Source organism: Rathayibacter sp. AY1A5, from assembly GCF_002930875.1.
Classification (GTDB): Bacteria; Actinomycetota; Actinomycetes; order Actinomycetales; family Microbacteriaceae; genus Rathayibacter.
The window spans coordinates 12,680-33,037 of sequence record NZ_PSTM01000023.1; the positions used below are offsets into that span (position 1 = coordinate 12,680).

Sequence of the window (20,358 nt, forward strand, 5' to 3'; positions counted from 1 at the left end):
GGGACTCCATGACCGCAGCACCGACGCTCCGCGCCACCGCCCTCCTGGCCCTCGCCGCCATCGCGATCACCGCGCTGAACCTCCGCACCGCCGTCACCGGCTTCAGCCCGCTGCTCGACACGATCGGCGCCGATCTCGGCTTCGGGCCCTCGCTCTACGGGGCGCTGGGGACGATCGTCACCGCCTCCTTCGCCGTCTTCGGCTTCGTCGCCGCGGCCGTCTCGCGCCGGATCGGCCTGGAGCGCACGCTCGCGATCGCGACGCTGGTGACCACGCTGGGCATCGCCCTCCGCGCGCTCAGCCCGAGCCCGGTCGCTCTGGTGCTCTCGACCGTCGTCGCCTTCGCGGGCGTGGGCACCACGAACGTGCTCATCGTGCCGATCGTGAAGCGGTACTTCGCCGAGCGGATCAAGACGGTCAGCTCGCTCTACCTGGCGCTGCTGCAGGTGGGCCAGTTCGTCGCTCCGCTGGTCGCGGTGCCGCTGGCCTCGACGGCGGGGTGGCGCTGGGCGATCGGGATCTGGGCCGTGATGACGGCCGCGGCCTGCCTGCTCTGGGCGGCGCTCGCGGCCCGCGGAGGAGGCGGGGCGGCTCCGGCCGCCGCCGGCGGCCGCGTGAACGGGGCCTGGCGCACGCCGCTGCTCTGGGCGATGGTGCTGATGCTCGGGATGACCGGTCTGCACACCTACGGGATCATCACCTGGCTGCCGACGATCCTCGTCGACGCGGGCGCGGATCCGGCGCAGGGCGGTGCGCTGCTGGCGCTGTTCTCGGTGTTCGGCCTCGCCGCCGCCTTCGTGGTGCCGCCGCTGACGCTGGGGATGCGCAACCCGGTCGTGGTCGTGGTGGTGTGCTGCGCGCTGCTCGCCGTCGGATACGCCGGCCTCGTCGTCGCTCCGCTGGAGGGTGCCGTGGCGTGGGTGGTCTGCCTCGGGCTCGGCGTCAGCACGTTCCCGATGACGCTGACGCTCGTGAACGCGCGGACGCGGACGACCACCGGCTCCTCGACCCTCTCCGGCGCCACGCAGGGGCTCGGCTACGGGCTCGCCTGCCTCGGTCCGCTGCTGATCGGCGTGCTCTACGAGGCGCAGGGGGACTGGAGCGGCGCGTACGCGCTGCTGTTCGCCGGAGTGGCGGTGCTGCTGGTCAGCGGGATCGTCGCGTGCCGTCCGCGGTTCCTCGAGGACGAGGCGGCGCTCCGCCGGGCCTGAGCGGCGGCGCTCAGCGCGACGCGGCCGGAGCGAGCGCGGAGACGATCCGCCCCAGCCCGAAGCGCCAGGCGCTCTCCACATCGCCGCCGAGGGTGAAGGCGCCGGTGATCTCCATCCCGATGAACCCCGTCGCCCAGGCGGTCAGCGTGCGCGCCGCCTCGAGGGCGTCCTCCTCGCCCGCCAACTGCGCGGTGAGGTCCAGCAGGCGGGCGCTCGCCGCGTCGCGGTACTCCTGGGCGGCGACGGGCGTGCCGGGAGCGGGGGCCATCACGAGGAGGAACGCGGCCGGCCGCTCGTGGCCGAAGGCGCGGAGGCGGTCGGCGAGCGCGGCGGCGTCCGGGGCGTCGGCGAGGCGGTCGGCGAGCACGGTCAGGGCGTCCGCGGCGACGAGGCGGATCAGCGTCTCGCGTCCCTCGACGCGCTTGTAGAGGGAGGGGGCGCGGACTCCGACGCTCTGCGCGACGGCCTGCATCGTGACCCCGGCGAGCCCGTCGCGCTCGAGGAGCTCGCCGGCGGCGCGCACGATCGCCTCGAGAGAGGTGCGGTCGGGAGCGGGCATGGACCGAGTATAGCTATTGACAGTAGCCATGATGGCTAACTAGCGTAGCCATCATGGAACTCGGACCCCACCTGCGCCGCATCGGCACCGACATCGTCGCCGTCCACCTCGTCCACACCCACGAGGGTGTCACCCTCATCGACGCCGGCCTGCCCGGTCTCTGGCCGGAGCTCCTGGCCGAGCTGCGCGCGATGGGCCGCACCCTCGACGACGTGCGCGGCGTCGTGCTGACCCACGGCGACTCCGACCACGTGGGCTTCGCCGAGCGCCTGCGCCGCGACCACAGCGTGCCGGTCCACGTGCACGCCGCCGACGCCGAGCGGGCGAAGGGCGGGGCGAAGCCGAGGACCGCGACACCGCGGCTGCGCGTCCTGCCGCTCCTCGGCTTCGCGGCCTACGCGCTGCGGAAGGGCATCGCGACGGTCCCGCCGCTCACCGAGGTCGTCGAAGTGCACGACGGGCAGACGCTCGACCTGCCGGGCGCTCCCCGCGTGATCGCGCTCCCGGGTCACTCCCCGGGGAGCATCGCCGTGCACGTGCCGCTGGCCGACGCGGTCTTCGTCGGCGACGGGCTGACCACCCGCCACGTGCTCACCGGCCGCACGGGTCCGCAGCCCGCGCCCTTCACCGACGAGCCGGAGCAGGCGCTCGCGTCGCTCCGGGCGCTCCTGCCCACCGGGGCGCGCTGGGTGGTTCCGGGCCACGGAGCGCCGTGGAGCGGCGGGGTCGAGGCGGCGGTCCGGCTGGTCGAGAGCGCCTGAGGCCCGGAGCCGCTCAGGAGGCGGGGACGAGCTTCCAGCGGTCGGCGAGGATCTCGAGGCCCTTGTCGAAGGTCGCCGACCACGCCGTGACGTCGTGGGCGCTGTCCGGCACCTCGACGTAGGTGGCGCTCATGCCGGCGGCGACGGCCGCGGCGTAGACGGTCTTCGCCCCGGGGAGGAACGAGGTGTCCTCGGCGCCGACTCCGAAGATCGCGACGGTGCCGGTGTAGGGGGCGTTCTCCGCGAGGACGTTCACCGGCTTCGCGGCCTCGTAGGCGGCCTGGTCGCCGCCGAACCCCTGCGCGACCGTCGCCGCCTCGCTGCCGAGGGTCGGCGCGAGCTCGCCCGAGGCGTCGACGATGTTGCCGAAGAGCGACGGGTGGCCGGCGCCGAGCTGGATCGAGCAGGTACCGCCCTGCGAGAGGCCGCCGATCGCCCAGTGCTGCGCGTCGCCGAGCACCGGGAGGTTCGCGCGGATCCAGTTCGGGACGTCGACGGTGAGGTACGTGGCCGACTTCCCGAGCGGCGAGTCGACGCACATCGGGTTCCTGTCCGGATCGCCCAGCTGGTCGGGCGACACGACGATCGGCGCGAGGCCGGCGTGCGCGGTGGCGTAGGCGTCGAGGGTCTGCTGGAACTTCTCGGTCGAGAGCGGATCGGAGGGCGACCCCGGCTGCCCCGAGAGCATGATCATCACCGGCAGCAGCGGCGGTGCCGCGGTGAGGGCCGCGGGCGGGAGGTAGACCACGGCGTCGCGGGCCGGGAAACCCGACGCGGTGGCGGGGATGGCGACCGTCGAGACCGAGCCGACGGCGGGCATCCCGGCCGGGGCCGTCCAGGTCGCGAGGTCCGAGTGCGGTCCGTCCGCGGCGGCGACCGGCACGGAGGAGTCGGAGTACGCGCTGATCCCGAGCGCGCTGCGCACCGTGGGGTACTGGCCGAAGTCGATGTTGACGGTCATCGCGGCCGCCGCGACGACGAGCACTCCGGCCGCGAGCGATGCGAGAACCCCCCGCGCGCGGCGGCGGGCGATCGCGTGCCCGAGGACGACCAGGGCGACGCCCAGCCCGCCGATCCCGAGGCCGATCGCGACCCGGGTGACCGGCGTGAAGTCGACGCCGAACGGGCCGTCGGGCCCGTCGACGAGGGCGGCCAGGGCGGCGCCGCCGATCAGGCCCAGGAGGAGGACCGCGACGGCGATCCCGCCGCGCCGGGAGCGCCCGCGGCGGGGAGCGCGGACGTGGGCGGCGAGCAGGAGGAGGAGCGCTCCGATCGCGAGCACGTAGACGGCGACGACGAGGGGGCCGGAGACGAGGCTCAGGTCGAGGAGAGAGGTCATGCGTCGATCCGGTCGGAGGGTGCTCGGGCGGGCGTCAGTCTGGCGGCGGTCTCTGGAGGAGAGCCGGGAGCTGTCGGGAGCGATTCTCCTCCCCGGGCGCGGATCCACCGAGCTCTCCACCGATCGGGCGCAACCCCGCGCGCCGCGCCGCCGCTCCCGCCTAGCGTGGGACTCCCGACGCACACCGCGCCCTCACGAAGGAGCCCGCACCATGACGCAGCACCCCCGCCTCGAGACCTCCTCCCGCGAGGCCCGCGCATGAGCCGCGGAGTCGCCGTCGTCACGGGCGGCACGGCCGGGCTCGGACGCGCCACGGTCCGCGAGCTCGCCTCCCGCGGCTGGGACGTCGCCGTGCTGGCGCGCGGCGAGGACGGACTGGCGGCCACGGTCGCCGAGATCGAGCAGAAGGGCCGGCGCGGGCTGGGCATCCCGACCGACGTGGCCGACCGCGAGGCCGTCGAGTCGGCGGCCGACCGGGTCGAGGCCGAGCTCGGCCCGATCGAGCTGTGGGTCAACGACGCGATGGTCGGCGTCTTCGGCGAGTTCCTCTCGACCGAGCCCGCCGACTTCGAGCGCGCCGTGGGCGTCAACTTCTTCGGCTTCGTCAACGGCACCCGCGCAGCCCTCTCCCGGATGACCCCGCGCGACCGCGGGCACGTCATCCAGGTCGGCTCCGCCCTCGCGCACCGGGGCATCCCGCTGCAGGCCGCGTACTGCGCCTCCAAGTTCGGCGCCCGAGGCTTCACCGAGGCCGTCACCGCGGAGCTGCTGCACGCGAAGAGCCGCGTGCGCCTGTCCGAGGTCGACATGCCGGCGCTCAACACCATCCAGTTCAACTGGGTGAAGTCGCAGCTGCCGCACCACCCGCAGCCCGTGCCGCCGATCTACGAGCCCGAGGTGGGGGCGATCGCGATCGCCGACGTGGCCGACAAGCCGCGCCGCCGCACGTGGGTCGGCGAGCCGACCGCGGGCACCATCCTCGGCGACCGCTTCGCCGGGCGCTTCATGGACTGGTACCTCGCCCGCAGCGCCTTCGACGGTCAGCAGGCCCCCGACAAGACGGAGCCGATGCTCCCGAACAACGTGTATGAGCCGGTCCCCGGCGATCACGGCGCCCGCGGCCTCTTCAGCGACCGCGCGCACACCATGACGCCCCAGATCTGGATGATCCGCCACCGCGCCCTGAGCTACGCGGGGGCCGCCGCGGCCCTCGCCGCCGGCGCCGCGGGCGTCGTCTCGGCCCTGCGGAGGAAGTGACCGTGGTCGACGCCGTCGTCATCGGGGCGGGGCCCAACGGCCTCGCCGCCGCGGTCACGCTCGCGCGGGCCGGGCTCTCGGTCACCGTGCTCGAGCGCAACGAGACGATCGGCGGCGGCGCGCGCACGGCGGAGCTGACGCTGCCCGGCTTCCACCACGACGTCTGCTCGGCGGTGCACCCGATGGCCCTCGCGTCCGGCTTCTTCCGCGCCTTCGGGCTCGACCGGCGCATCGAGCTGGTCGTCCCCGAGATCTCGTACGCGCATCCGCTCGACGGGGGCCGCGCGGGCATCGCCTACCGCGACCTCGACCGCACGGTCGAGGCGCTGGGGCGCGACGGAGCGGCGTGGCGCGCCCTGATAGGACCTCTCTCCGAGCGGGCCGACCGCGTCGCGGGCTTCACCAACGACGCGCTGCTGCGGATCCCGACGGACCCGAGCGTGCTGATCCGCTTCGGACTGCGGGTGCTCGAGCAGGGCACCCCGGTGTGGAATCTGCGCTTCCGCGAGGACGTCGCCCCGGCGATGTTCTCCGGGGTCGCCGCGCACTCGATCCGCCCGATGCCGAGCCCGTCGACGGCCGCGGCCGCCCTGGCGCTCGGCGCCTACGCCCACGCGCGCGGCTGGCCGGTGCCGATCGGAGGCAGCCAGTCGATCGTCGACGCGCTCGCCGACGACCTCCGGGCGCACGGCGGCACCATCGAGACCGGCGTCGAGGTGACCTCGCTCTCGGAGCTGCCCCCGGCCCGCGCCGTGCTCGTCGACGGCACGCCGACGGCGCTGCTCGCGATGGCGGGGGACCGGCTGCCCCCGGCGTACGCGGCGGCACTTCAGCGCTTCCGCTACGGCAACGGCGTGGCCAAGGTCGACTTCGCCCTCGACGGGCCGGTGCCGTGGACGAACCCGGAGCTCGCCGGCGCGGGCACGCTGCACGTCGGCGGGAGCCGCGCCGAGATCGCGGCTGCCGAGCGCGACGTGAAGCGGGGCCGGCACAGCCGCAGCCCCTACGTGCTGGTGGCGCAGCCCTCGATCGTCGATCCGACCCGGGCGCCCGAGGGCAAGCACGTCCTCTGGGCGTACACGCACGTCCCCCGGTACTCGCCCGCCGACCAGCAGGAGGCGATCACCGCCCAGATCGAGCGATTCGCCCCCGGGTTCCGCGACCGCGTGATCGGCGCCTCCTCGATGACCGCCCGCGACATGCAGGCCTACAACCCGAACTACCTGGGCGGGGACATCGCCGCCGGAGCCGCGAGCGTCGCGCAGCTGCTCTCGCGCCCGGTCCCCACGAACGACCCGTGGCGGACGCCCGCGAAGGGGCTCTACCTCTGCTCCTCGTCCACCCCGCCCGGGCCGGGCGTGCACGGCATGGCCGGCTGGCACGCCGCCCGCAGCGCGTTGCGGCACGAGTTCGGGGTGCGCGAGTCGCCCGACCTGTCGCCGGAGGCGCACCCGGCCTGAGCCGCCGCCGTTGCGCTGCGCCCGTCGCCGCCCCCGGCCTGCCAGGCTGAGGGACGGCGCCGCCACGCGCCCGACCACCACCAGAAGGAGCCCGCGATGTCCCGCACCACCCGCGTCGTCCACTGCCCGCCCGAGTCCGTCTTCGCGGTGCTCGCCTCCGGCTGGCTGTTCCCGAGCTGGGTCGTCGGCGCGTCGCGGATGCGGAAGGTCGACGCCGACTTCCCGCACGTGGGCTCGCAGCTGCACCACTCCTTCGGCCTGTGGCCGCTCGTGATCGACGACCGCACCACGGTTCTCGAGTGGGACCCGCCGCGCCGGATGGTCATCCAGGCCGCCGGCTGGCCGCTCGGCGAGGCCCGGGTGCGCGTCGAGGTCGAGCCGCACGCGCGCGGCGCGAAGGTGCGGATGCACGAGGCGCCCGTGAAGGGCCCGGGCACGCTCGTCCCGAAGCCGCTGATGCACTCGTTCCTCTGGATCCGCAACCGCGAGGCCGTGCGCCGGCTCGCCCACATGGCCGAGGCGGGAGCCGCGGGACGCACGCTCGCGCCCGCCTCGCTCCCCTCGCCCGCCGACCGCGCCGGGATCGACCGGCCGAAGCACGTCTGGGCGCGCCTGACCGGAGCGATCGGGTCGATCGCGGTCGGGACGCTCGTGGTCCGAGGCGTCCTCGCGGCCGTGCGGCGCGCCCGGAGCTGACGGGCCCGGACCCGACGGCGCCCGGACCCGACGGCGCCCGGACCCGACGGCGCCCGGAGTCGGCGGCGCCCCGGCAGGACGCCGCCCGGGTCAGACGATCCGCTCGACCAGCCGCACGTGCTGCACCGCGACGCGCTTCGGCTCGCCCGCGAAGGCGGCGTCGCGCTCGGGCGAGGCCAGGTACGCCCGCTCGACCTCGGCGAACGCGTCGGCGTCGCCGGCCGTGCTGACCGCCCAGACGAACTCGTTCACCTCGCGGTCGGCGTAGGCGAACTCGATCCGGAAGCCGTGGGCCTCGCGCGCCGGCACGATCCGCTCGGGGAACCAGGCGAGGAAGTCGTCCATCACCCCGTCCATCAGCTCGTAGCGTCGGAGTTGGATCGTCCTGGTCTCGGCTGCAGCGCTCATGCTGCGACGGTACCCGCCCGGCGGCCGCGCCGTCGCCGCGCTACGCTCGCCGCCGACAGCCCCACGCCGAGGAGGACAGCACGGACCCCCGCCACCGCTCCCTCGCGCTGCTCGTCGCCGGCTGCTTCTTCATGGAGAACCTCGACGCCACGATCGTGACGACCGCCGCGCCCGCGATCGCCGCCGACCTGGGCGTCGACTCCGCCGCGGTCTCGATCACCGTCACCGCGTTCCTCCTCACCGTCGCCGTCCTCATCCCGGCCTCGGGCTGGCTCAGCGAGCGCTTCGGCGTGCGCCGCGTCTTCACCACCGCGATCGCCGTCTTCACCCTCGCCTCCCTGCTCTGCGCGCTCAGCCCCACGCTGCCGCTGCTGGTCGGCGCCCGCGTCCTGCAGGGCGTCGGCGGCGCGCTGATGGTGCCGGTCGGCCGGCTCGCGGTGCTGCGGGCGACTCCGCGGGAGGGGATCATCCACGCCATCGCGATCCTGGTCTGGCCGGGACTGGTCGCCCCCGTGATCGCGCCGTTCCTCGGCGGGCTGCTCACCACCGTCGCCTCCTGGCACTGGATCTTCCTGATCAACCTGCCCCTCGGGGTCGTCGCGTTCGCGATCGCGCGCCGGATCGTCCCCGCCACCTCCGAGAGCGCGCCGCCCCCGCTCGACGTCACGGGGCTGGTGCTCGTCGCGGTCGGGCTCGGCGCGCTGGTCGGAGCGGCGGGGCTCCTCACCGGCTCCGAGCTCGACGGGCCGGCGGTGGCACCGATGCTCGTCGGCGCGGTCGTGACGGCGCTCGCCGTGCGGCACCTGCGCCGCGCCGAGAATCCGCTCGTGCGGCTCGACGCCTTCCGCTTCCGCACCTTCCGGGTCGCCAACGCGAGCGGATCGCTCTACCGGGCGACCGTGAACGCGGTGCCGTTCCTGCTCCCGCTGCTGTTCCAGGACGCGTTCGGCTGGAGCCCGGTGCAGGCCGGCTCCGTGGTGCTCGCGCTCTTCGCCGGCAACCTGGCGATCAAGCCGGCCACGACTCCGCTGCTGCGGCGCCTCGGCTTCCGCGGGGTGCTGGTCGCGGCGAGCGCGGTCGGGGCGGCGTGCATGGCGGCGATGGCGTTCCTCGAGCCGGCGACTCCGGTGGCGCTCGTGGTGGCGCTGCTGGTGCTGAGCGGAGTGGCCCGCTCGGCGGGCTTCACGGCCTACAACACCGTCACGTTCGCCGAGGTCCCGCAGGAGGGGATGTCGGGCGCGAACACCCTCAACGCCACCACGCAGCAGATCGCGGCCGGCCTCGGAGTCGCGGTGGGCGCGGTGGCGCTCGCCGTCGGCACCGCGATCGGGCCCGGCCTCGTCCCGTACCGCGTCGCCTTCCTCGCCCTCGCGGTGCTGACCCTCGTGCCGCTCGCCGCCGCCGCCCGGCTCCCGCGCGACTCCGGGAGCGCCCTCACCGCCTGACCCGCGCGGGCGTCAGGCGAGGCCGAGCGCGATGCCGTCGAGGATGTCGTGCGCGGTCGAGCGGACCCGGTCGACGCCCGGCGACGCCTCGTGGACCGCGCGGAGGACCTCGCCCCAGACCAGCGCGCCGGCCGCCAGCACGTCCGCGCGCCCCGGGCGGACCCAGGGGAGGGCCGCCGTCCCCTCCGGAGACAGCGCGGCGAGCTCGTCGCAGGCGGCGAGGACGTCGGAGAGGGGGAGGGACGTCTCGAGCGCGGCGCGGTCGGTGCTGCGGAGGACGTGCGCGGTGATCGTGAGCACGGTCGCGGCGACGCCGACGACGCTCCGGGCCTGCGAGAGGTCGACGGAGGAGGCGGCCAGCGCGGCGCCCACGTCCGCCCGCATCGCCGCGCGCTCGCCCTCCGTCGGTGCGGCGGCCCGGCGGTGGCGCTCGGTCAGGCGGACGCTGCCGACGTCCATCGAGTGCGCCTGCTCCGGCTCCGCTCCGCCGAGCACGAGCTCGGTCGAGCCGCCGCCGAGGTCGACGACCAGCACGGGCCGGGCGGAGTCGACGGCCGAGACCGCGCCGCGGAAGGAGAGCCGCGCCTCCTCCTCGCCGGAGATCGTCTCCGGGGTGACGCCGAGGATCCGCTCGACGGCGGCGAGGAAGTCCTCGCGGTCGGCCGCGTCGCGGGTGGCCGAGGTGGCGACGAAGCGGAGGCGCTCGGCGCCGGCCTCCTGCGCGGCGGCCGCGTACTCGCGGGTCACGGCGAGGGTCCGTTCGAGCGCGGCCGGGTCGAAGCGGCCGGTGCGGTCGACCCCGCGGCCCAGCCGCACGAGCTCGGTGCGGCGCTGGACGTCCCGGAGGCGGCCGCCCTCCACGTCGGCGATCAGCAGGCGGAGGGAGTTGGTGCCGCAGTCGAGCGCCGCGACGCGCGTGGGGGAGGACATCCGCCCATTCTGCCCGCGCGGCCCGGGCCGGAGGCGGGCGATAGCCTGGGGGAGAGACGAAGGAGCCGCCCGTGCACGAACACCACGTCCGCGTCCACCGCAGCGACGAGGAGCTCCCGCGACACGGGCAGCTCGCCCACGCGCTCGCCGAGGTCGCCGCCGATCCGGTCGAGATCGACGACGAGGTCGCCGAGATGGTGGTCAACCGGGTCATCGACAACGCCGCCGTCGCCACCGCGTCGCTCCTGCGCCGCCCGGTCGTCGCCGCCCGCGCGCAGGCTCTCGCGCACCCCGCCTCCATCGGCGGCCAGGGCTCGGTCGTCCTCGGCGTCGACCCGGCCCGCCGGGTCTCGCCCGAGTGGGCGGCCTGGGCCAACGGAGTCGCCGTGCGCGAGCTCGACTACCACGACACGTTCCTGGCGGCCGAGTACTCGCACCCGGGCGACAACATCCCTCCGCTGATCGCCGTCGCCCAGCACGCGGGCATCGGCGGGGCGCAGCTCGTCCGCGGCATCGTCACCGGCTACGAGGTCCAGGTGGACCTGGTGCGCGCGATCAGCCTGCACCGGCACAAGATCGACCACGTGGCGCACCTCGGCCCCTCGGCCGCCGCCGGGATCGGCACGCTGCTCGGCCTCGACGTCGCGACGATCGAGCAGGCCGTCGCGCAGGCCCTGCACACGACGACCGCCACGCGGCAGTCGCGCAAGGGCGAGATCTCGAGCTGGAAGGCGTACGCGCCGGCCTTCGCGGGGAAGATGGCGATCGAGGCGGTCGACCGGGCGATGCGCGGCGAGACCAGTCCGTCGCCGATCTACGAGGGCGAGGACGGCGTCATCGCCTGGATGCTCGACGGCGCCGACGCGAGCTACGACGTCCCGCTCCCCGACCGCGGCGAGGCCAAGCGCGCGATCCTCGACACGTACACGAAGGAGCACTCGGCCGAGTACCAGGCGCAGGCGCTGATCGACCTCGCCCGCCGCCTGCACCGCACGCACCCCGAGGCCGCCGATCCCGAGCGCGTCGAGCGGATCGTCCTGCACACCTCGCACCACACGCACTTCGTGATCGGCTCGGGCGCGAACGACCCGCAGAAGTACGACCCGGCCGCGTCCCGCGAGACGCTGGACCACTCCGTGCCGTACATCTTCACGGTGGCGCTGCAGGACGGCGCCTGGCACCACGTGCACAGCTACGCCCCCGAGCGGGCCGCCCGCGCCGACACCATCGCGCTCTGGCACCGGGTCACGACGCAGGAGGACGCGGAGTGGACGCGCCGCTACCACTCCACCGATCCGGGCGAGAAGGCGTTCGGCGCGCGCGTCGAGATCCTGATGACGGACGGCACGACGATCGTCGACGAGATCGCGGTGGCGGACGCGCATCCGCTGGGCGCGCATCCGTTCAGCCGCGAGCAGTACGTGTCGAAGTTCCGCACGCTCGCCGCCGACGTGCTCGAGGAGTCCGAGATCGAGCGCTTCCTCGACCTCGCGCAGCGCCTGCCCGAGCTGACCCCGGAGGAGGTCGGCCGCCTCAGCGTGATCGCCGCTCCCGGCGTCCTCGCCTCGATCGAGCCCCCGCGCGGCCTGTTCTGATCCCTCCGCGGGAGGGTCGTCCGCACGCACGGTGACGCGCGCACGGACGGCCTCCCGCGGCGGGGAGCGCCGTCGTCAGGCGGTCTGCTCGGCGACCCAGTCCTGGATCTCGGCGATGAAGCGCCGGCGCGAGAAGACCCGGGTGCGAGCCCGGAAGGCGTCGACGTCGAGCGCGAGCGCACGCCGCAGCAGGTCGCTCCAGTCGGGATCGCCCTCGAGGTCGGCGATGACGCCCCCGCCGGCGAGGGACACGCTCTCGCGCACTCCGCCGATGTCGGTCCCGATGACCGGCGTCCCGCAGGCCATCGCCTCGACGGGCATGATCCCGAAGTCCTCGACGGCGGGGAAGACGTACACGAGCGCCTGCGCGTAGAGCGCGCGGATCAGCTGGTCGGAGGGCGAGATGACGAAGGTCACGTCGGCCCGGATCTCCTCGGCGTAGGCGCGGAGCCGCGCCTCCCAGGGGCCGTGCCCGGCGATGACGACCGGGAGCCCGGTGCGGGCTCCGGCGTCCATGACCTTCTCGAGGCGCTTGTAGGGGACGAACCGCGAGGCGCCCAGGATGAACGGCCGGGCGAGCGAGTCGAGGAGGCGCAGCTCGTCGTCGTCGAGCGGGGAGCGCCAGTCGGTGATCGTCGAGAGCAGCTCGGTGTTCACCGGCGGGTAGATGACCCGCGACGGCTGGTGCCACGCGTCGCGCACCCGCTGCCCGGTGAAGAGGCTGTTCACGGCGATGGAGGAGGCCTCGGCGGCGCGGAGGCGGTCGATCGGCTTGAGGAGCAGGCTCGCGGTGCGGGCGGCGAGGCTGCTGCCGCGGCCGTCGCGGTCGGGCTCCCAGATGTAGCGGGCCGGGGTGTGCGCGTAGACGAGCTTGCGGGTCGGTCCGCTGGTGCGGACGTGGTGGGCGAAGAGGTGCGAGCTGACCAGCACCCACTCGCGGGAGGCGCCGACCGGGAGCCGCCACGTGGGCAGCATCGCCGGCAGGGCGAGGACCTTGTGGCGGCGCAGCGGCGTGCGCGCCAGCCAGGACTCCGAGACGGGCCTGCCGACGACCTCGGCGCAGTCGCTCCAGAGGACGCGGACGTCGGCGTCGGCGAAGGCCTCGGTCATCGCCTCGAGCACGCGCTCGGCGCCTCCGCGACGCTCGACCCACTCGTGCACGATCAGGCCGGGACCGACCGGCGGGACGGATCGGGAACGGGTGGTCGCGTCGATGACGGCAGTGATGATGGGCCCCTTCCCCCGGGCGTGCGGTGAGGATCGGGCGGCCATCCGGAGACGGGAGCGGCTCCGAATGCTTATCCGTCGTCGGTGACCGATCAGCAGTGCAGTAGAAGCTAACCGGCTCGTGGAGAAGGAATCGAAAGGCGAGTACGAGTCGTCGCAGAACGACGGGGAAAGGAGAGTCCGATGATCCGGATAAGCCGCGAGTGGAATGGCGAGGATCGTCTGGAGTGCGTCGCGGAGGCGCTATTCCCTCGGAGATCACAACGATGGAGGAGAGTCGCGGAGAAGAAGAAATCACTCTTTCAGTGACGCCGTGCCGGAAGGATCAGGAGACGCCGATGCGCTGCAGGGTCTGCCACCGCCACTGGTCGCGGACGCCCTCGCGGACGGTGCGCACCGCCCGCCAGCCCAGCTCCCGCTCGGCGCGTGCCGGGTCGGCCCAGCTCGCCGCAAGGTCGCCCGGCCGGCGCCCCACGGCCCGCCACCGGACCGTCTCCCCGCTCGCGCGCTCGACCTCGTCGATCAGCTCGAGGACGCTCGTCGGCGAGCCCGTGCCGAGGTTGTAGACCCGGTGCCCGGGCCGCGCGCGCTCGAGCGCCGCGACATGCCCGGCCGCGAGATCGCAGACGTGGATGTAGTCGCGCAGCCCCGTGCCGTCGGGGGTCGGGTAGTCGTCGCCGAGGACGTCGACGCACCGGGAGGGGTCGCCCGCGGCCCGCGTCAGCACGGGCAGGAGGCTCCCCGGCGCCGTAGCCGGATCCTCGCCGATGCGCCCCGACGGGTGCGCGCCGATGGGATTGAAGTAGCGGAGGCTGACCGCGCGCAGGAGGGGATCGGCGCGCGCGGCGTCGCCGAGGATCTCCTCGATGACGCGCTTGGTCGCGCCGTAGGGGCTCGCCGCGCTCAGCCCGGCGGGGGAGTCCTCCCCGACCGGCATCACGCCGCCCGGGCTGTAGACGGCCGCCGAGCTCGAGAACACGACGGTGCGGATCCCCGATTCCGCCGCGACCGAGAACGCCGCGGTGGCGAGCCCGACGTTGACCGTCCAGTACTCGAGGGGCCGCCGCACCGAGTCGCCGACCGACTTGAGCCCGGCGAGCAGGACCAGGGCGTCGACCGGTCCGTGGGCGGCGAGGAAGCGGGTCAGCGCGGCCGTGTCGCGCGCATCGGCGATCAGGCGGGGGACCACCGAGCCGGTCAGCTCCTCCACCGCGTCGAGGGTCCGCTCGCTCGCGTGCGAGAGGTCGTCCACGACCAGCGCCTCGTGGCCGCTCTCGAGGAGCGCGACGGCGGTGTGGCTCCCGATGTAGCCCGCTCCGCCCACCAGAAGGACTCGCATGCGGGGGAGCCTAGATCGGCTCTCGCGCGGCGTCGGCGCCGCTGCCGGGCCCGCGGGTCCGTCGATCCGCGCCGCCGTCACCCGTGCGCGGGACGCCCTCTGCCGCGGTCGTAGCCCGCGATCGCCGCGGACTCGACGGCGAGCGCGACCAGCTTCTCGCCGACCGGGCGGGGCACCACTCCGAGCGCGGCGTCCGCGACTCCCGCGACCAGTGCCGTCCGCCGCTCGCTCCCGCCGCGGGCCAGGAGGCGCACGGCCGCGTCCCACGCGCCGGCCGCGGGCACCGCCTCCCGCACCTGCTCGGGGTGCAGCCGCTCGAAGGTGCGGCGGGCCGCCCCCGAGAGGAACGCGCGCCGGCTGCGGACCGCCGCCGAGACGGAGGCGCCGTGGTGCAGGGCCTCGGCGCCGGGCTCGATCCGCACCGGCACTCCCAGGCGGTGCAGCCGGTAGCCCCAGTCGACATCCTCCCAGCCGTACTCGCGGTAGTCGGTGCTGTAGCCGCCGACCCGGTCGTACGTCGCCCGCGTCACCGAGACGTTGCCGCCCCAGTAGCGCCAGGAGGCGTCGGAACCCGCCGCGTAGGCGCCGCGGCGGAAGCGCTCGCCGGCGGGTCGGCCGTAGGCGCGCGAGTAGGCGGTGCCCGGGTCGACGTCGGGGCAGAGGCCGACGACGCCGACGACCGCGTCCCGGTGGGCCCCGACGTGCGCGGCGGCCCAGCCCGGGCCGGGCTCGAGGTCGTCGTCGCAGCGGATCAGCACGTCGCCCCGCGCGGCGTCGAAGCCGGCGGTGAGCGCGGCGGAGCGCCCCCGGTTCTCGGGGAGCACGACGCGGCGCACGGGCACGGGGGAGGCGTCGAGGGCGCGCTCGCTGGCATCGACGACGCCGTCGAGGACCACGACCACGTCGAGGTCGCGGTGGGTCTGAGCCGCGAGGGCGGCGAGGAGGCGGGGCAGGCGGGCCGCACCCGCGTAGCTGGGGACGACGACGCTCGCGACGCTCATCGTGGCTCCTCGCCGCGCGGGCTGCTCTCGACCAGGAGCAGCTCCTCCAGCCCGCTCAGCACGCGCGCCAGGTCGTCGGCGATGGCGCCGGGATCGGTGGAGTGGAGGCGGGCGAGCCGGTCGGCCAGGCCGGAGAAGTCCTGCGGCTCGTCGTCGAGCGCCCGCCAGGTCGCGGCCACGCTCTCGCGCAGCGCGTAGGGGCTGCCCATCGGGGAGACGTCCAGCGGGAGCACCAGGACGCGCCCGTTCAGATCGACGGAGGCCGTGTCCGGGCGGCGCCGCCAGAGAAGGAGCCGGGGGTCCTCTGCCATCTTCTCCGCGTCCTCTCCGCTGATCACCGCCAGTGCGAGTAGAAATCCGCCAGCGCCTCTTATGGCGACGCCTCTCTCGCTATGTTTGCCGCCGACGCGCCAAGGGGTGTACGTCGAGCGACAGCACCGGAGGGCCGCCAATGTCGGAGTCTAATCCGCTCGCATCCAGCGATATCAGCGATAAGAGTGAGAAGAAGAGCGCGAATTCCGCGGGCGTCTTCGCACGGCGGACGGTCGTGGCCGGAGCGGTCTGGTCGGTGCCCGCGGTGATGCTGGCGCAGTCCGCCTCCGCCGTCTCGATCAGCTGCTTCCCGGTGGGCACGGTCTTCCAGGCGGTCGCCCGCGGACGCCTCCTCAGCGGCTTCCTCGGCGGCGTGAACCTCGACAATGTCGCCGGTGTCTCGGGCGTGACGGCGACTGCGCCGGCGTCGGGACCGAATCCGCCCGACCCGGTCGTCGTGACGGGCGGCGTCAACGCCACGGTACTGAACGGCATCGCCGTGAACGCGACCGGGCTGACCGGCACGCTCTCCTCCCTCCTCACGCTGGCGGCTCCCGCCGGCGTCGGCACCCTCAACCAGTACGCGGAGGCGAGCACCACCGGCACCGTCCGCGGAGCCTCCGGTGCGATCACCAATGCCGGCCAGCTGGCGCTGACCCCGACGTCGGGGAGCTACCCCGACTTCGGCACCGTCAACCTGCAGGCGATCCTCGCCGCCGTCGGCGGGCCTGGTCTGTCTGACCTCCTGACCAACGTTGCCGGGCTCACTCTGCAGATCGGCGCCGTCACCGGACGCGCAGCTCTTCAGTCGGCCTGCGTGCCCGGGTCGGACAACCTGCAGCGCGACTACCAGATCACCAGGCTGAACCTGGTGCTCACGTCGACGGCGCTGACAGCTCTCGTCACTCAAGTGACGACCGCCCTGACGACGATCGGCAATATCGGTCTTGTCACCGTCGACACCGCCGCCATCCTCGCGGGGAACCTGCCGGGTGGAGGTCAGCCGATCCAGGCGAGCCTCGGGACGACTCCGGCGACACTGACCATCGATCTCGCCTCCCTCCTCGGGCCGGCTCCCGGGCAGCCCGGGAACACGCAGTTCGGCTCCTACTCCGCCTTCCTCAACAACCTCCCGCCGAACTCGACGCTCCTCGTGGACAGCGGACTCGGCGTTCCGGCGGCGGCCCTGACCGCCTTCACGACGTCGCTGGTCACCGTGCTCACACAGCGGCTGCGCGAGAACATCAGGATCCTCGGGATCCCGCTGAACGGCGCTGGCGTGCTCGCCAGCGTCTTGACCCTGGTCCTGAACGTGCTGAACCCGCTGCTCGCGGCCCTGCCTGCTCTTGTCGGAGCCGTTGTCACCACCGCGATCACCCCGGTCTTCGCCGCCCTGCGGGACGTCATCCAGATCGACGTCAACGCGCAGAACCGCTCGACCAACCCGACCGGGCCCGCCGCCCTCGAGGCGCTCCCCGTCGGCCGCTACGACGGCGCGGCGCTCTACATCCGCGCGGTGGGGCTCGTGAACCTGCTCGACCTGTTCATCGCCCGCGGCTCCGTCGGGCCGAACGTCCGCACGGGCTAGCCGCGCTCGGCGCCGTCAGGCGCCGCGGACCACGAGGCCGTGCTCGACCATCGCGTCGAGCACGGCCTCGACGTGCGCCCGGGGGTCGCCCGCGGGCGGGGCGCCGTGCTCGGCGACGACGGCCCCGGTCAGCGCGTCGACCGTCGCGGGCGTCCCGAGAGCACGCCACAGCACCGGGCCGATCCCGGTGAGCGTCTCGACCCGCTCGTCGAGGAGGCAGCTGACCACTCCGTCGCGCTCGACCCACTCGACGCCGGCGGCGCGCGCGAGCAGACCCGGGCCGGGCGCCGCCGGATCGGCCTCGGGTGCATCGGCGACGACCGGTGACGGCTCCCCGATCCGCTCGAGGAGGGGCAGCACCGTCTCCGCCTCGCGGTAGCGGAGCACCCGCGCCCCGCCGACGGAATCGAGCAGCCCGGCGAGGTGGTGCAGCGCCGCGGGCAGCCGTGCGAAGTGGCTCAGCTCGGGCAGCAGCACCGAGAGCGCCTCGTCGAAGGCGATCGGCTCGAGCCGGGGCTCCGCCGGGCCGGACGGGTCGCGGGCGATCAGGAGCAGGGCGGCCAGGCGCAGCGGAGCGTCCGGCAGCGGCTGCAGGCCCATCGCGGCGGGGGAGCGGTGCCGCTTCCAGTCGCCGCCGTCGAGGAGGGCGACGGGCTTCCGGAACGGCAGCACCCGCCCGTCGCGGCGGACGGCGAGCGTCTCGTCGGTCACGTACCCGTACCGCCGAGCGGCGAGGCTCACGAGGGTCGACTTCCCGGCACCGGGCCGGCCGACGAACGCGACGACCCGGCCGTCGGGCAGGGCGACCGCGGAGGCGTGCACGCTGAGCAGCCGGCCCTCGCAGGCGTCGGCCGCCGCGAGGGTGAGCGCGGCGCCGATGTGCTCGGCGAGGGCGTCCTCGGTCGGCTGCGCGATCACTCCGGGCTCCCCGACCGGCTCGGTCAGCGACACCCGGTACTCGGAGCCCGGGCGATCGGCGTCGTCGTCCACGTCGTTCCACGACTCCTCCACCTCCGTCACGAAGCGGTCGGGGACGGTGTCGTCGAAGGTGAAGCGCACGCCGAGCCCGAAGGGAGCGCGGATCAGCCGGCGGGTCATGTCAGGTCCTGTCCGTCCGTCGGAGGTGGTCCCACGCGAGCGGAGCCGTGCGGGCGCCGCGGCGCAGCCGCCGCCACCAGCCGGCCGCCACGTCGATCCGGCGCGGGCCGATGGCGGGGTCGGCGGCACGCAGGGCGTGGGGGGCGGGGAAGACGGCGCGGGCGAGGAGCAGCGGCCGCTGCCGCCAGCCGGCCGCGCGCACGGCCTGCACCCACCCCGCGGAGGCGTGGGGCGAGCTCGCGTTGATCCGCCACGCCCGCAGCTCGGCCGCGGGCACCTCCCCGGCGCGCGCGCGGATGCCGAGCGCGTCGAGGAAGGGCTGCGCGGTCTGGACGGCGCCGAGCTCCTCCGCCGCCGCCCGGAGCGGAGCGTGCAGCTCCGCGCGGGCGGCCACCGCCTCGACGAGCAGGTCGTAGTCGGAGGGCCGCGTGAGGCGCGGGTCGGTGATCTGCCAGGCGTCGCGGAGCGCGTGCAGCGCCAGCACGAGCGCCGAGTCGGCGACGCTCGCGGTCGCGACCGGACGGCCGGCCAGCTCCACGATCCGGTGCCGGCTCCACAGCGCCTCGAAGGCGTCGCGCGGCGGCACGAGGAATCCCGGCCACCGCCAGTGCACGTCGATGTCGACCGGCCACGCGGCGTGCCGGTAGGAGCGCGAGTGCTTGGCCGCGAGCGTCGGTCCGTCCGGCCAGGGCCGCTCGGTCCAGCCGTCGGCGGCCAGGAGGGCCAGGATCCGGGGCAGGTCGTCGGGGGCGACCAGCAGGTCGACGTCGCCGGAGGCGCGGGGCGGCCGGAGCCGGTCGGCGGCGGCGGTCGGTCCCTTGAGCACGAGTGCGCGCAGGCCCGCCGCGTCGGCCCGCCGGTGGACGAACGCCGACACCAGCGGCACGGCCTCGTCGGCCCAGAGAACGCCCACGAGCTCCATCCGGTCAGTATTCCAGCGCTCCTGCGGCCCGCGGAGCCCGGCCGGGGGCGGTGGAGCGGAGCGCTCGTCTCGGTGAGGATGGGCCCGCGGGCCGCGGGGGCGCCGCACGGAGGCGGGCGGGGCGGCGGATGATCCACGGGGGAGCGGGCGGCGCCGGGCGGCCTCCGGTGGCGCTCGCGACCAACAACGGCGACATCGGCGGCGGCGAGGTGATGCTGCTGAGCATCGCGGAGGCGCTCGAGGCGCTCGAGGTCCCGGTCGTGGTCGTCGGCCCCTCGGAGCCGCGTGCGCTCGTCGTCGCCGCCCTCGCCGCCGGCCACCGGGTCGTCGAGCTCGAGGCCACGGGCAGACCCGCCTGGATGCGCGCGCTGCGGCGCTGGGACGCCTCCTCCCGCGAGGGCGTGCTGTGGTGCAACGGGCTGGTGCCGGCCGTCGCGACCGCAGGGCGTCCGCGGCGGATCGTGCATCTGCACCAGCGCCCGTCCGGCCTGCAGCGGCTGCTCGCGCCCGTGGCTCGCCGCGGCGCGCTGGCGACCCTCGTCCCCTCCCGCTACCTGGCGGGGGTCGTCCCCGGGTCGACCGTGCTGCCGAACTGGAGCCGCCGCGTCGACCTGCCGGAGGCGCGGCCGCGGGAGGACGGGACGACCGTCCTCGGCTTCCTCGGGCGTCCCTCGCTCGCGAAGGGGGTGCGGGTCCTCACCGAGGCGCTGGCGCTGCTGGAGGCCGGGGAACCGGGCGCGTATCGCCTGGTGCTGGCGGGCGAGCCCCGGTTCGTGGCGGAGCGGGAGCGTCGCGAGGTGGAGGCGGCCCTCGCTCCGGTCGCCGCTCTGGTGGACCGGCCGGGGTGGATCGAGCCCGGCGACCTCTTCTCGCGGATCGACCTCCTGGTGGTGCCGTCGGTGCAGCCGGAGTCGTTCGGCCTGGTCGTGACGGAGGCGATGTCGGCCGGCGTCCCCGTGGTGGTGAGCGATGCCGGTGCGCTCCCCGAGGTCGTCGGCCCGTCGATCGACGCCACGTTCCGAGCCGGGGATCCGCGGGCTCTGGCCGAGCTGATCAGAGCCCGGAAGAAGAGAGGACTATCGGAGTCGCGGGAGAGGGATCGTGCCCGCTGGAACGATTCCTACTCGCCGTCCTCCGGGAAGTCGGCTATCGACGGACTTCTGGCGCGGATGGCCCTCTCCGATGATTCCTGATCCTCCCGCCAGGAGAC

The 20,358-nt window shown here is 74.8% G+C and carries 19 protein-coding genes; 9 read left to right on the forward strand and 10 right to left on the reverse strand.

Annotation, left to right across the window (positions count from 1 at the left end):
* Nucleotides 1-8 precede the first annotated feature (8 nt).
* Nucleotides 9-1,211, forward strand: a complete 1,203-nt coding sequence (locus C5B98_RS14155) for an MFS transporter (RefSeq protein WP_104327951.1) — start codon at nucleotides 9-11, stop codon at nucleotides 1,209-1,211.
* A 10-nt stretch (nucleotides 1,212-1,221) separates the two neighbouring features.
* On the opposite strand, the gene C5B98_RS14160 is transcribed toward C5B98_RS14155, so the two are convergent.
* The gene (locus tag C5B98_RS14160) at nucleotides 1,222-1,770 is read right to left on the reverse strand and encodes a TetR/AcrR family transcriptional regulator (RefSeq protein ID WP_104327952.1); all 549 of its coding nucleotides are present in this window, start codon (nucleotides 1,768-1,770) and stop codon (nucleotides 1,222-1,224) included.
* A gap of 53 nt (nucleotides 1,771-1,823) precedes the next feature.
* Between C5B98_RS14160 and C5B98_RS14165 the strand changes: the two genes are divergently transcribed.
* Nucleotides 1,824-2,531 carry an MBL fold metallo-hydrolase gene (locus C5B98_RS14165; RefSeq protein WP_104327953.1) on the forward strand — a complete coding sequence of 236 codons (708 nt, stop codon included), beginning with the start codon at nucleotides 1,824-1,826 and terminating at the stop codon, nucleotides 2,529-2,531.
* Nucleotides 2,532-2,544: 13 nt separating this feature from the next.
* Here C5B98_RS14165 and C5B98_RS14170 read toward each other — a convergent pair whose 3' ends face one another.
* The gene (locus tag C5B98_RS14170) at nucleotides 2,545-3,870 is read right to left on the reverse strand and encodes an esterase family protein (protein WP_104327954.1); all 1,326 of its coding nucleotides are present in this window, start codon (nucleotides 3,868-3,870) and stop codon (nucleotides 2,545-2,547) included.
* A 258-nt stretch (nucleotides 3,871-4,128) separates the two neighbouring features.
* Here C5B98_RS14170 and C5B98_RS14175 point away from each other — a divergent pair, with 258 nt between their 5' ends.
* From C5B98_RS14175 to C5B98_RS14185, 3 genes are all read left to right on the forward strand, one after another.
* Nucleotides 4,129-5,127, forward strand: a complete 999-nt coding sequence (locus C5B98_RS14175) for an SDR family oxidoreductase (protein WP_104233564.1) — start codon at nucleotides 4,129-4,131, stop codon at nucleotides 5,125-5,127.
* 2 nt (nucleotides 5,128-5,129) lie between these two features.
* Entirely contained in the window at nucleotides 5,130-6,587 is a 1,458-nt protein-coding gene (locus tag C5B98_RS14180) for a phytoene desaturase family protein (RefSeq protein ID WP_374953065.1), read from the forward strand.
* A 96-nt stretch (nucleotides 6,588-6,683) separates the two neighbouring features.
* Nucleotides 6,684-7,283, forward strand: a complete 600-nt coding sequence (locus tag C5B98_RS14185; RefSeq protein ID WP_104233566.1) for an SRPBCC domain-containing protein — start codon at nucleotides 6,684-6,686, stop codon at nucleotides 7,281-7,283.
* A 90-nt stretch (nucleotides 7,284-7,373) separates the two neighbouring features.
* On the opposite strand, the gene C5B98_RS14190 is transcribed toward C5B98_RS14185, so the two are convergent.
* Complete coding sequence (locus C5B98_RS14190; protein ID WP_104224531.1) at nucleotides 7,374-7,691, reverse strand: NIPSNAP family protein; 318 nt, start codon at nucleotides 7,689-7,691, stop codon at nucleotides 7,374-7,376.
* 131 nt (nucleotides 7,692-7,822) lie between these two features.
* Here C5B98_RS14190 and C5B98_RS14195 point away from each other — a divergent pair, with 131 nt between their 5' ends.
* The gene (locus C5B98_RS14195; RefSeq protein ID WP_104327956.1) at nucleotides 7,823-9,136 is read left to right on the forward strand and encodes an MFS transporter; all 1,314 of its coding nucleotides are present in this window, start codon (nucleotides 7,823-7,825) and stop codon (nucleotides 9,134-9,136) included.
* Between the two features lie 12 nt (nucleotides 9,137-9,148).
* On the opposite strand, the gene C5B98_RS14200 is transcribed toward C5B98_RS14195, so the two are convergent.
* Complete coding sequence (locus tag C5B98_RS14200; RefSeq protein ID WP_104327957.1) at nucleotides 9,149-10,066, reverse strand: exopolyphosphatase; 918 nt, start codon at nucleotides 10,064-10,066, stop codon at nucleotides 9,149-9,151.
* Between the two features lie 71 nt (nucleotides 10,067-10,137).
* Here C5B98_RS14200 and C5B98_RS14205 point away from each other — a divergent pair, with 71 nt between their 5' ends.
* The gene (locus C5B98_RS14205; protein WP_104251037.1) at nucleotides 10,138-11,661 is read left to right on the forward strand and encodes an MmgE/PrpD family protein; all 1,524 of its coding nucleotides are present in this window, start codon (nucleotides 10,138-10,140) and stop codon (nucleotides 11,659-11,661) included.
* Between the two features lie 75 nt (nucleotides 11,662-11,736).
* On the opposite strand, the gene C5B98_RS14210 is transcribed toward C5B98_RS14205, so the two are convergent.
* The 4 genes from C5B98_RS14210 to C5B98_RS14225 all read right to left on the reverse strand — a co-directional run bounded on the left by C5B98_RS14210 (nucleotide 11,737) and on the right by C5B98_RS14225 (nucleotide 15,539).
* Entirely contained in the window at nucleotides 11,737-12,933 is a 1,197-nt protein-coding gene (locus C5B98_RS14210; protein ID WP_104224527.1) for a glycosyltransferase, read from the reverse strand.
* Nucleotides 12,934-13,213: 280 nt separating this feature from the next.
* Complete coding sequence (gene galE / locus C5B98_RS14215; protein ID WP_104248008.1) at nucleotides 13,214-14,227, reverse strand: UDP-glucose 4-epimerase GalE; 1,014 nt, start codon at nucleotides 14,225-14,227, stop codon at nucleotides 13,214-13,216.
* Nucleotides 14,228-14,304: 77 nt separating this feature from the next.
* The gene (locus tag C5B98_RS14220; RefSeq protein WP_104261308.1) at nucleotides 14,305-15,228 is read right to left on the reverse strand and encodes a glycosyltransferase family 2 protein; all 924 of its coding nucleotides are present in this window, start codon (nucleotides 15,226-15,228) and stop codon (nucleotides 14,305-14,307) included.
* Nucleotides 15,225-15,539 carry a hypothetical protein gene (locus tag C5B98_RS14225; RefSeq protein ID WP_146076975.1) on the reverse strand — a complete coding sequence of 105 codons (315 nt, stop codon included), beginning with the start codon at nucleotides 15,537-15,539 and terminating at the stop codon, nucleotides 15,225-15,227. Before C5B98_RS14225 ends, C5B98_RS14220 begins: the two co-directional genes overlap by 4 nt.
* Before the next feature lie 236 nt (nucleotides 15,540-15,775).
* Between C5B98_RS14225 and C5B98_RS14230 the strand changes: the two genes are divergently transcribed.
* On the forward strand, nucleotides 15,776-17,128 hold the full coding sequence (locus C5B98_RS14230; protein WP_104327958.1) for a choice-of-anchor G family protein: 1,353 nt from the start codon (nucleotides 15,776-15,778) through the stop codon (nucleotides 17,126-17,128).
* Nucleotides 17,129-17,143: 15 nt separating this feature from the next.
* Here C5B98_RS14230 and C5B98_RS14235 read toward each other — a convergent pair whose 3' ends face one another.
* Both C5B98_RS14235 and C5B98_RS14240 read right to left on the reverse strand, forming a co-directional pair.
* Entirely contained in the window at nucleotides 17,144-18,226 is a 1,083-nt protein-coding gene (locus C5B98_RS14235; RefSeq protein WP_104327959.1) for a PqqD family protein, read from the reverse strand.
* Nucleotide 18,227: 1 nt separating this feature from the next.
* Nucleotides 18,228-19,148, reverse strand: coding sequence for a nucleotidyltransferase family protein (locus C5B98_RS14240; RefSeq protein ID WP_104248013.1), 921 nt, complete (start codon nucleotides 19,146-19,148; stop codon nucleotides 18,228-18,230).
* A 128-nt stretch (nucleotides 19,149-19,276) separates the two neighbouring features.
* On the opposite strand from C5B98_RS14240, the gene C5B98_RS14245 reads away from it, so the two are divergent.
* A complete protein-coding gene (locus C5B98_RS14245) occupies nucleotides 19,277-20,341 on the forward strand; it encodes a glycosyltransferase family 4 protein (protein WP_104261312.1) in 1,065 nt (354 codons plus the stop codon).
* The last annotated feature ends 17 nt before the right edge of the window (nucleotides 20,342-20,358 follow it).